12 protein-coding genes are annotated in these 10,614 nt (G+C 72.4%); 5 read left to right on the top strand and 7 right to left on the bottom strand.

Features of this window, described 5'->3' with window-relative positions; genetic code table 11:
• Nucleotides 1–228 precede the first annotated feature (228 nt).
• Nucleotides 229–1,374 carry a 4-hydroxyphenylpyruvate dioxygenase gene (gene hppD, locus GPJ59_RS27160; protein WP_219670334.1) on the bottom strand — a complete coding sequence of 382 codons (1,146 nt, stop codon included), beginning with the start codon at nucleotides 1,372–1,374 and terminating at the stop codon, nucleotides 229–231.
• Between the two features lie 122 nt (nucleotides 1,375–1,496).
• On the opposite strand from hppD, the gene GPJ59_RS27155 reads away from it, so the two are divergent.
• The 4 genes from GPJ59_RS27155 to GPJ59_RS27140 all read left to right on the top strand — a co-directional run bounded on the left by GPJ59_RS27155 (nucleotide 1,497) and on the right by GPJ59_RS27140 (nucleotide 4,543).
• Entirely contained in the window at nucleotides 1,497–1,967 is a 471-nt protein-coding gene (locus tag GPJ59_RS27155; protein WP_219670336.1) for an Lrp/AsnC family transcriptional regulator, read from the top strand.
• Nucleotides 1,968–2,071: 104 nt separating this feature from the next.
• Nucleotides 2,072–2,653 (top strand): ArsR/SmtB family transcription factor, encoded by a 582-nt coding sequence (locus tag GPJ59_RS27150; protein ID WP_219670333.1) that lies wholly within the window; start codon nucleotides 2,072–2,074, stop codon nucleotides 2,651–2,653.
• Between the two features lie 331 nt (nucleotides 2,654–2,984).
• Nucleotides 2,985–3,197 (top strand): hypothetical protein, encoded by a 213-nt coding sequence (locus GPJ59_RS27145; RefSeq protein ID WP_219670332.1) that lies wholly within the window; start codon nucleotides 2,985–2,987, stop codon nucleotides 3,195–3,197.
• On the top strand, nucleotides 3,194–4,543 hold the full coding sequence (locus GPJ59_RS27140; protein WP_219670331.1) for an MFS transporter: 1,350 nt from the start codon (nucleotides 3,194–3,196) through the stop codon (nucleotides 4,541–4,543). Before GPJ59_RS27145 ends, GPJ59_RS27140 begins: the two co-directional genes overlap by 4 nt.
• Here the strand turns inward: GPJ59_RS27140 and GPJ59_RS27135 are convergent.
• Nucleotides 4,494–5,291 carry a S16 family serine protease gene (locus GPJ59_RS27135; protein ID WP_219670330.1) on the bottom strand — a complete coding sequence of 266 codons (798 nt, stop codon included), beginning with the start codon at nucleotides 5,289–5,291 and terminating at the stop codon, nucleotides 4,494–4,496. The genes GPJ59_RS27140 and GPJ59_RS27135 overlap by 50 nt on opposite strands.
• A 120-nt stretch (nucleotides 5,292–5,411) precedes the next feature.
• Nucleotides 5,412–6,053: an IclR family transcriptional regulator gene (locus GPJ59_RS27130; RefSeq protein WP_219670329.1), complete on the bottom strand. Its 642-nt coding sequence runs from the start codon at nucleotides 6,051–6,053 to the stop codon at nucleotides 5,412–5,414.
• Between the two features lie 419 nt (nucleotides 6,054–6,472).
• On the opposite strand from GPJ59_RS27130, the gene GPJ59_RS27125 reads away from it, so the two are divergent.
• Nucleotides 6,473–7,582, top strand: coding sequence for a hypothetical protein (locus GPJ59_RS27125; RefSeq protein ID WP_219670328.1), 1,110 nt, complete (start codon nucleotides 6,473–6,475; stop codon nucleotides 7,580–7,582).
• Between the two features lie 114 nt (nucleotides 7,583–7,696).
• Here the strand turns inward: GPJ59_RS27125 and GPJ59_RS27120 are convergent, their stop codons facing one another.
• From GPJ59_RS27120 to GPJ59_RS27105, 4 genes are all read right to left on the bottom strand, one after another.
• A complete protein-coding gene (locus GPJ59_RS27120; RefSeq protein WP_219670327.1) occupies nucleotides 7,697–9,484 on the bottom strand; it encodes a DEAD/DEAH box helicase in 1,788 nt (595 codons plus the stop codon).
• 179 nt (nucleotides 9,485–9,663) lie between these two features.
• Nucleotides 9,664–10,113 (bottom strand): type II toxin-antitoxin system death-on-curing family toxin, encoded by a 450-nt coding sequence (locus GPJ59_RS27115; protein ID WP_374200916.1) that lies wholly within the window; start codon nucleotides 10,111–10,113, stop codon nucleotides 9,664–9,666.
• Between the two features lie 49 nt (nucleotides 10,114–10,162).
• Complete coding sequence (locus GPJ59_RS27110; RefSeq protein ID WP_219670326.1) at nucleotides 10,163–10,363, bottom strand: hypothetical protein; 201 nt, start codon at nucleotides 10,361–10,363, stop codon at nucleotides 10,163–10,165.
• A 36-nt stretch (nucleotides 10,364–10,399) separates the two neighbouring features.
• On the bottom strand, nucleotides 10,400–10,567 hold the full coding sequence (locus tag GPJ59_RS27105; protein WP_219670337.1) for a hypothetical protein: 168 nt from the start codon (nucleotides 10,565–10,567) through the stop codon (nucleotides 10,400–10,402).
• Nucleotides 10,568–10,614: the final 47 nt, after the last annotated feature.

The following is a 10,614-nucleotide window of genomic DNA, read 5'->3' as shown; positions in this document are numbered from 1 at the left end:
GCGGCCCAGGAGACAGCGCGGCGGGAGCTATCGCGAGCATACGGCGGGCGCGGCCGCGTGCGGGGTATCCCTCCCCCCGCGCCGCCCCTCCAGCAACCGGGCGCCCGCCCCGGCCCTCATCCCTTGCTGGTCGGCCCCGGGGCGCCCAAACCGGCGGCGGGGCGGGATTTGTCCCGCCCCGGCCGGCGTTTGAGGCGCGGGGGTGCGGGGGCGGAGCCCCCGCTTCGGTCAGAGGTTGCCGCGCTTGGCCTGCTCGCGCTCGATCGCCTCGAACAGGGCCTTGAAGTTGCCCTTGCCGAAGCCCATCGAGCCGTGGCGCTCGATCAGCTCGAAGAAGACCGTCGGGCGGTCCTGCACCGGCTTGGTGAAGATCTGCAGCAGGTAGCCGTCCTCGTCGCGGTCGGCCAGGATCTTCAGCTCGCGCAGCTCGTCGATCGGGACGCGGGTGTCGCCGACCCACTCGCCGAGGGTGTCGTAGTAGGTGTCCGGGACGGACAGGAACTGCACGCCCGCCGCGCGCATGGTGCGCACGGTGGCCACGATGTCGTTCGTGGCGAGGGCGACGTGCTGGACGCCGGGCCCGTTGTAGAACTCCAGGTACTCGTCGATCTGCGACTTCTTCTTCGCGATCGCCGGCTCGTTGATGGGGAACTTCACCTTCTTGGTGCCGTCCGCGACCACCTTCGACATCAGCGCCGAGTACTCGGTCGCGATGTCGTCGCCCACGAACTCCTTCATGTTCGTGAAGCCCATGACCTTGTTGTAGAAGGCGACCCACTCGTCCATCCGGCCGAGCTCGACGTTGCCCACGCAGTGGTCGATCGCCTGGAAGGTCCGCTTGGCGGGCGCCGGCACGATCGGCTCGGCGGCCACGAAGCCGGGCAGGTACGGGCCGTCGTAGCGGGAGCGGTCCACCAGGGTGTGGCGGGTCTGGCCGTACGTGGCGATGGCGGCGAGGACGACGGTGCCGTGCTCGTCGGTGATCTCGTACGGCTCGTCCAGGCCGCGGGCGCCCTGCTCGACGGCGTAGGCGTAGGCCGCGCGGGCGTCGGGGACCTCCAGGGCCAGGTCGATGACGCCGTCGCCGTGCTCGGCGACGTGCTCGGCCAGGAAGCGGCCCCGGTCCGTGGCCGGCTTGATGACCGAGGTCAGGACGAAGCGCGCCGCGCCGTTGGTCAGGACGTAGCTGGCCGTCTCGCGGCTGCCCGTCTCGGGGCCGGAGTAGGCGACGAGCTTCATGCCGAAGGCGGTCGAGTAGTAGTGCGCGGCCTGCTTGGCGTTGCCGACGGCGAACTCGACCGCGTCCATGCCCTTCACCGGGAAGGGGTCGGCCTCGCGCACGGTGTCAGGGGTGTGATCCAGGGTCTCAGTCATGAGCGCAGAGTCCCGCCGAAACACAAGCTGCGCAATAGTTCCCTGTTCTGGTATACAAAATGCGCAGTGTTACCCGAGGATAGCTGGAGCATCTGTGCAGTATGACCAGCGGAAGGCACCTCATGGGCATCGACAATCTCGATGGCAGGCTCATCGTTCTCCTGGCCCGCGAGCCACGGATAGGCGTCCTGGAGGCCTCGCGCCGGCTGGGCGTGGCGCGCGGCACGGTGCAGGCCCGGCTCGACCGGCTCCAGTCGAACGGCGTGATCCGCGGGTTCGGCCCGCAGGTGGACCCGGCGGCCCTCGGCTATCCGGTGACGGCGTTCGCCACGCTGGAGATCAAGCAGGGGCAGGGTTCGGACGTACGCGCCCACCTGGCCGGCGTACCGGAGGTGCTGGAGCTGCACACGACGACAGGACACGGGGACATGCTGTGCCGGCTGGTGGCCCGGTCGAACGCCGACCTCCAGCGGGTGATCGACCGGGTGGTGGGCTTCGACGGGATCGTGCGGGCCTCGACGGCGATCGTGATGGAGAACCCGGTGCCGCTGCGGATCATCCCGCTGGTGGAGCAGGCGGCGCAGGACGAGTGAGGGGCCGGGTGGCGGACTCGGTGACTCGGCGAACTCCATGACTTGCAAAGACTTCTCTGCAAAAAACCATTGCAGAGAAGTCTTTGCATGCCTACGCTCAAGACATGCCCGAGAACGAGCCCAACGTCCGCAAGCTCGACGCCCGCACCCTGCGCGGGCTGGCCCACCCCCTGCGCATCCGGCTGCTGGCCGCGCTGCGGCACGAGGGCCCGGCCACCGCGTCGCAGCTCGGCGAGCGGTTCGGCGAGTCGAGCGGCTCCACGAGCTACCACCTGCGCCAGCTGGCCGCCCACGGCTTCGTCGAGGACGCGCCCGGCCACGGCAAGGGGCGCGAGCGCTGGTGGCGCGCGGCGCACGACGGCACCGCCTTCGACGAGGAACTCATCCACGACCCCGACCCGGCCGTGCGCGGGGCCGCGGACGTCTTCATGCACGAGATCGCCGCGATCCACGCGCAGGAGACGACCACATGGCTCGCCGGCGCGCGCGACTGGCCCACCGAGTGGCGACAGGCCTCCGCCCTCAGTGACTTCACCCTACGGCTGACCGCCGAGCAAGCCCTCGAACTGACCACCGCGCTGCACGACCTGATCAACTCCTACCGCGACCTGGCCCCGGCGGAGGGCGCCGACGGCGCCGAGACCGTCCGCTTCCACGTGCACGCCTTTCCCCGGACGAGGGATTAGCCCCGGGGCCGCGCAGCCGCGATGCGGCAGGCGCACCGCCTCTGCCTGACACCACGCCCTTCGCTTCCTGACACCGCGCCACATCGGGGTCCGGCGCGCCCTGACGCATCCCGCCGCACCCGATCCGCCCTGACGCACCCTCACCACACCTCATGACGCGTGGCGCGCCCTGGTGCGCGCTCACACGCCCTCGCATGCCCTCACGTGCCCTCACTCCGCCCGGACGGACGGAACGCACTCCGCCCATACGGGCCGCACGGGCCGCACGGGCCGCACAGATCGCACGGACCGCACGGACCGCACTCTTCGCCGCTTCAGAAGGAGTTCCGCCATGCACGCCTTCAGTTCCGCCGAGATACACGCACAGGTGCACGCCGCTCGCGCCGCCGAGCTCACCGCCGAGGCCCGCGCCCGGCACCTGGCCCGTGGCGCCGCGCCGGCCGCCCAGTCCGATGGCCTGAGCGCCGCCCGGGTCCGGCTCGGCCGCGCGCTCATCGAGGTCGGCACCCGTCTCGCCCGGCAGCAGCCGGCCTCGGCGCTGTGAGCAGCCGCCGGCCGCTGACGGCCGTACTCGCCGCCAACACCGTTTCCGTCGCCGGAAGTTCACTCACCCTCATCGGCGTCCCGTGGTTCGTGCTCCAGACCACGGGCAGCGCAGGCCGGGCCGGCATCGTCGCCTTCTGCGCCACCGTTCCCGTCGTCGTCGCCGCCCTGGTCGGCGGTCCCGTCATCGACCGGATCGGCCGCCGCCGCGTCTCCGTCGCCTCCGATGCCGTCTGCGGTCTGGCGGTGGGCGCGATCCCGCTGCTGCACGCCACCGGGCTGCTGGAGTTCTGGCTGCTCTGCGCGCTCATGGCGGTCAGCGGCCTCGTCCACACCCCCGGCCTGACCGCGCGCTCCGTACTCCTTCCCAACCTGGCCGAGCACGCCGGGACCTCGCTGCCCCGCGCCGCGAGTCTGTACGACGCGGTCTACCGCGGGGCCCGGATGATCGGCGCCGCGCTGGCCGGCGTACTGATCGTCGTGCTCGGCGCCGAGACCGTGCTGCTGCTCGACGCGGCCACCTTCGCCGTGTCCGCCGCCCTGGTCCAGTTCGGGGTGCGCGGGGTGCCGGCGGCCGAACCGCAGCCGGGCAACGGCCGGATCTCGCTCGCCGGCTACCGCGCCGAACTGCGCGAGGGCTGGGTCTTCCTCACCGGCAACCGGCTGCTGCTCGGCATCACCTGCATGGTCATGCTCACCAACGGCATGGACCAGGGCTGGGGTTCGGTCCTGCTGCCCGTGCACGGCAGGCAGGACCTGGGCGGCGCGGCCGCCGTCGGCCTGCTGGTGGCGCTGTTCGGCGGCTGCGCGCTGCTGGGCGCGCTGCTCTACGGCGCGTGGGGCGAACGCCTGCCGCGCCGGGCGGTGTTCACGGCCGCGTTCCTGCTCAGCGGCGCGCCCCGCTACGTGTTCGCGGGGCTCACCGACACCACGCTGCCGCTGGCGGTGACGATGGCGCTGGCCGGCCTGGGTGCCGGGATGCTCAACCCGATCCTGACGACGCTCATCTTCGAGCTGGTCCCGGAGGAGCTGCGCAGCAGGGTGTCCGGGGTGACCATGGCCGGCTGCGAGCTGTTCATGCCGCTGGGCGGACTGGCGGCCGGGCTGCTGGTCGAGGGCTTCGGCATCACCCGGGCGCTGCTGCTGTTCGGCGGGGTGTACCTGCTGACCACACTCGCCCCGGTCCTCTTCCCGGCCTGGCGGGCCATGGACCGGCGGGCGCCGGTGGCCGCGGCCACCGGCGGAACGGCCACCGATGCCTCTGCCGACCCCGACGCCGGAAGCGCCGACGGCCCGATCAGCAGGACGGAGCCGGCTCCCCCCGGTTCAGCGCGCGCAGGGCGTTGACCGCGTCCGACAGCGATGTGACCGGCACCAGCTGGAGCCCCTCCGGCAGCTCGGTCCGCGCGTCCGCGCACTCCGCCTCCGGTACGAGGAACACCGTCGCCCCGTCCCGCTTGGCGGCCTGGGTCTTCAGGGCCACCCCGCCCACCGCGCCGACCTTGCCGTCCGGGCTGATGGTGCCCGTACCGGCCACGGTGCGGCCGCCGGTGAGCTCGCCGCCGCCGCCGTCACCGGCGAGCTTGTCGACGATGCCGAGGGAGAACATCAGTCCCGCGCTCGGGCCGCCGACGTCGGCCAGGTCGAGGTCCACCTTCACCTCGGACGGGTTCCGGCGGAGGTAGCCGAGGGCGGCCTCGGTCGCGGTCGACTGCGACTTGGCCATTTCCTCCAGGTTGTGCTTCTCGATCTCCTCGTCGCTTCCGCCCGACGGGTAGACCGCCTCCCTCGGCAGGACCGCGCGGTCCGTGCGGAACCACATCTCCACCAGTTCGGCCAGGCTCGCGGAGTCGGACGGGCCGGTGGCCTGGATGGTGGTCATGCGCAGCTGGCCCTTGGTCTCCCGGGTCGGCGCACCGCTGATGCTGATGACCGTCCTGCCGTCCTTCGCGCCGAGCACGTCGGCGGTCGGCCCGGGCTGGGCGATCGCGAAGGGCAGCGGGGCGAGCGCCGCCACCGCGAGCAGGGCGGTCAGCGGAGCGGCGCAGACCGCCAGGGCGACGGGACGGCTGAGGCGAGAGAGACGAGAAAGCACCCGGCCAATCTAGCCGCCCGGTCGCCGGGCCGTCGGGTGCGGCCTCGGCGAGGGCGTCGGGTGTGACGTGAGCGCAGCCCGCCGGGGGTGGCCTCGGCGCGCAGCCCGTCCTGGGTGACCTCAGCGCAGGGCGTCGGCCACCTCACGGGCCGCGTCCACCACGCGCGGGCCGACCCGCTCGGGCACGGCGTCGGCCAGCATGACCACGCCGACGCTGCCCTCCAGGCCGGTGATCCCGATCAGCGGCGCGGCGGCACCGCTGGCGCCGGCCTCGAGTTCGCCGTGGGTGAGCGTGTACCCGGGCTCGGTCAGGCCGCCCTGGCGGGCCGCGAGGATGGCCCGGCCGGCCGCGCCGCGGTCCAGCGAGTGGCGGAAACCGGCCCGGTAGGCGACGTGGTAGTCGGTCCACGTCGGCTCGACCACGGCCACGGCCAGCGCCTCCGTACCGTCGACCAGGGTCAGGTGGGCGGTCGCCCCGATGTCTTCGGCGAGCGAGCGCAGCGCGGGCAGCGCCGCCTCGCGCACCAGCGGGTGCACCTGCCGGCCCAGCCGCAGCACGCCGAGGCCGACCCGGGCGCGACCGCCGAGGTCGCGGCGTACGAGGGCGTGCTGTTCCAGGGTGGCCAGCAGGCGGTAGACGACGGTGCGGTTGACGCCCAGTCGGTTGGACAGCTCGGTGACCGTCAGACCGTGGTCGGTGTCGGCGAGCAGTTTGAGGACTCTGAGCCCACGGTCGAGAGTCTGCGAGGTCTCCGCGGTCACGTCGCCTCCCCCTCTGTGATGAGCGGCGGGTGACTCTCACGGGCGGAGCGTGCCGGTCCGTTTCGGCGACGCACGGAGAGGCCGCCGGTAAGGCCATGGCACCGGCTGCGCTCCCGCGGCGGCGCTGCCACGGGGCGTTCGATGCGGGGACAGTAGCGAGCAGGTCCGCTGAGCGGAAGGGCTCGTCCAGAATCCGGGCGCCTACTCCCCCTATATGCCGATTCGGCCAACGCCCCGGCTTGGCGGTTCGGCCTGATCCCGCGGGGCGGCGCCTTGTTCATACCGCCTGCGTATCGCAGTGATTCCGTGACCGAATGTGGCTGGAAATCATCTTGCGAAAGCCTAGTGTGAACGGGTTCAAGTTGCGATTCGGGGTGCGGCGCGCTGTGGCCGGCGCACACGGAGGGGAAGAAAGACTAGTGAAGCTCAAGCGCGTGGCCCTTGCGGCCGCAGCCGCCGTGGTCGGCCCGACGGTCCTCATGGCCACGCCGGCCATGGCCCAGGACAACCCTGCTGTCATCGTTCCGGATGCGGAGCCGAAGGGCGACGCGGGCACAGCGGGCGAGGCCGCTACCGACACCGCCACGCCGACCGCCCAGACCCCGGCACCGGCACCGACCGCCCCGGCCCCGGCACCGGCCGCCCCGGCCACGACCGCCCCGGCCCCGGCCCCGGCTCCGGCGGCCGCCGCGCAGCCCAAGGCCGAGGAGTCCGAGGAGGAGTCCGAGGAGTCCGAGGAGTCGTACGAGGACATCGTCGACGTCGAGGGCCCGAAGACGACCATCCTGGGTCTGCCCGCAGGCGGCTTCAAGGCGGGCGGGGACTGGCAGAACCTGACGGTCCACCTCGACAACGCCGGCCTCGGCGACCTGGAGGACTTCCTCGTCTCCGTCCACATGGGCCGCGGCTTCGACGAGGGCCCGTGGGTCGAGACCTCCCACGTCCGCCTCCAGGCGTACGGCGAGGACGAGAAGGGCCACGAGGGCTGGTACGACGTCGAGCTCGGCGGTTCCGAGGAGGTCATGGGCGGTGACATCGGCATCGTGTCCATCGCCGCCGGCGACGCCACCGACATCAAGCTCCGCATGAAGTTCACGGCCGACACCCCGGCCGGCGCCTTCCACCTCGTCGCCGGCGGCTACGTGCCCATGGACGAGGAGTCGGAGTCGAACGAGTTCGTCTCGTCCTATTCGGACGTCTACGACACCAAGATCATCGCCGCGAGCAACGACAACGGCGGCGACGAGGGCGACGACGACAAGGGCGACGACAGCGAGACCGACGGCAAGGGCACGGACAACGCCCCCAAGCCGAACGGCGGCACCAAGCCGATCACCGACACCGGTTCGGGCACCGGCACCGGCACGGGCTCGGGCACCGGCACCGCCCCCACCGGCGGTCAGCTCGCCGAGACCGGCGCCGACGCCGCCACCAGCTGGGCCCTCGGCGGCGCCGGCGTGGCCCTGGCGATGGGCGCGGCCCTGGTCGCGGGCACCGGCCGCCACCGCCGCCCCTCCCCCACGGCGTAACCCGTAACGAAAACGAAGACGGACGGGGTCCGTGCGATGCTCCGCACGGACCCCGTCCGCCTTTCGGTACGAATCCCCGAGCCGGCCGCCGCGGCACGGCCCCGGTTCAGCCGGTCACCGCATCCGGGTGGCCCACTCCTGGACCTTCTTGATCCGCTCGCGCAGCTGCCCGGCCGTCGCCTCCGCGCTCGGCGGCCCGCCGCACACCCGGCGCAGCTCGGTGTGGATCACCCCGTGCGGCTTGCCGCTCTGGTGGACGTACGCCCCCACCATCGTGTTGAGCGACTTGCGCAGCTCCAGCAGCTCCTTGTGCGACACCACCGGCCGGCGCTCGGCCGGCAGCTCCAGCAGGTCCGCCTCCGTGTCCGGCCGCTTGCGGCTGTGCGCGATCTGCCGCGCCTGCCGCTTCTGCAGCAGCAGCTGCACCTGGTCCGGCTCCAGCAGGCCCGGGATGCCGAGGTAGTCCTGCTCCTCCTCGCTGCCCGGGTGGGCCTGCATGCCGAACTCCGCGCCGTCGTAGAGCACCCGGTCGAAGACCGCGTCGGACTCCAGCGCCTCGAAGGGCAGCATGTCCTGCTCGCCGGTGTCCTCGTCCTGCTGCTTGTTCGCCTCGTCCATCTCCTTCTCGGACTCGGCGTACGGGTCCTCGTCCTCGCCCTGCTTCTTCGGCCGGTCGAGGACGTGGTCGCGTTCGACCTCCATCTCGGAGGCGAAGCTCAGCAGGTACGGAATCGTCGGAAGGAACACGGAGGCGGTCTCGCCGCGCCTGCGCGAACGAACGAAGCGGCCCACCGCCTGGGCGAAGAACAGCGGGGTCGAGATCGTCGTCGCGTACACGCCCACCGCGAGGCGGGGCACGTCGACGCCCTCGGACACCATCCGGACGGCCACCATCCACCGGTCGTCGTTCCCGCTGAAGGTGTCGATGTGCTGCGAGGCCCCGGCGTCGTCGGACAGCACCAGGGTCGCCCTGGTCCCGGTGATCTCCCGGATCAGCTTGGCGTACGCGCGCGCCGAGTCCTGGTCGGAGGCGATGACGAGGCCGCCCGCGTCCGGGATGCCCTTGCGGACCTCGGTGAGCCGCTGGTCGGCGGCGCGCAGCACGTTCGGCATCCAGTCGCCGCGCGGGTCGAGCGCGGTCCGCCACGCCTGCGAGATCGCGTCCTTGGTCATCGGCTCGCCGAGCCTGGCGGCGATCTCGTCGCCCGCCTTGGTGCGCCAGCGCATGTTGCCGCTGTAGGAGAGGAAGATGACCGGACGGACGACGCCGTCGCCGAGGGCGTTGCCGTAGCCGTAGGTGTAGTCGGCCGACGACCGCCGGATGCCGTCGTTGCCCTCCTCGTACGTGACGAAGGGGATGGGGTTGGTGTCGGACCGGAAGGGCGTGCCGGTCAGGGCCAGGCGCCGGGTCGCCGGGTCGAAGGCCTCCAGGCAGGCCTCGCCCCAGGACTTCGAGTCACCGGCGTGGTGGATCTCGTCGAGGATGACCAGGGTCTTGCGCTGCTCGCAGCGGTTGCGGTGGAGCATCGGGCGCACGCCGACACCGGCGTAGGTCACGGCGACGCCGTGGTACTCCCTGCTCAGCGGCCCGGCCGAGTACTCGGGATCGAGCCGGATGCCTATCCGCGCCGCCGCCTCCGCCCACTGCTTCTTCAGGTGCTCGGTGGGGGCGACGACGGTCACCTGCTGCACGACGTGGTGGTGCAGCAGCCAGGAGGCGAGGGTCAGCGCGAAGGTGGTCTTGCCGGCGCCGGGCGTCGCCACGGCGAGGAAGTCCCGCGGCTGGGTCTGGATGTACTTGTCCAGCGCTCCCTGCTGCCAGGCGCGCAGCTTGCTGGCGGTGCCCCAGGGGGCGCGGCCGGGGAAGGCGGGTGAGAGGTGGTGGGAGGCGGTAGTAGTCACGGTCTCCGGGTTCGTCGCTCTCGGCAGTCGTACGTAGGACAACCGGGCCACCCTACCGGTGCGGACCCGTCCCGGCGGGCGGGACAGGCCCGTGACCTCGCGGCGTGCGGCGAGGGTCACACACGATCCGCGCCGCCGGAGCGCCTCCCAACTCACAACGTGACTACGCCACTACGCCGCTACGGGCCTGTCGGGCTCACCGGGCTCACCGGGCCCACCGGACTCACCGGGCCCACGGACAGGCGCAGGGCCCGCAGCCGGCCGGCGATCACCTCCGGGTCGCCGAGCGCGCCCGAGGCCACGGCGATGACCAGGTCGTAGGCCGCGTCCTGGTCGACGTCGGCGAGATCGACCCCGTTGACGGCGAGGAAAGTCGCGGCGGCGAGCCAGGCGGTGCGCTTGTTGCCGTCGACCAGGGGGTGGTTGGCGGCGATGGCGTGCAGCAGGGCCGCGGCCTGCTCGTACAGGTCCGCGTACGCCGGCTCTCCGAACATCCGCGCCCGCGGCCGGTGCACGGCGGACTCCAGCAGACCGGGCGAGCGCACCTCGACCGGCTGGTCCTGGGCCAGGCACGCGTACCGGGCGAGGTCGGTGACCTCGGCGACGGTCAGGAAGCGGGTGCCGGTCATGGCGCTCATCGCGGTCTTGGCGTTCTTGGCGTTCTCGGCGGTCACGGGGTCACTCCCCGAGCCTCTTCAGCAGCCCGGCATGCCGCTGCGCGAGCCGCCCGGCCTGCTCGCCGACCTGCCCGCGCGCGGCGCGCAGGTGCGCCCGTACGGCGTCCAGCGCGAGCTCCTCGGGGGTGCGGTCGGTGGCGTCGGCAAGGTCGGCGAGCTCCGCGCGCTCGGCGTCGGAGAGCCGGACGATCAGCTCGTTCATACGGCGACGCTAGCGGGTCGTGCGCGGAGCGTTCAGCTACTTTTCCGCGGCGACGGGCGCGGTCAGCTGGTCGGCATGGGCGGAGGTGTCGGCAGGGTCCGCGTCGGCGGCGGGGCCGGGGGCTGTAGGAGCGGCAGGGGCGTGGAGTCGGGTGGCGACCCAGGCGCCGGCCAGGGCCACGGCCGCCATCGGCAGGAAGACCACGACGAACGCCCCCGGGCGCGACGCTGTCTCTTCTAAACCTCTTCGAG

This window comes from Streptomyces bambusae (assembly GCF_019400985.1).
Lineage (GTDB): Bacteria > Actinomycetota > Actinomycetes > Streptomycetales > Streptomycetaceae > Streptomyces > Streptomyces bambusae_A.
The sequence above is the reverse complement of the archived record's forward strand: the minus strand, read 5'-3'. Positions and strand labels throughout refer to the sequence as shown.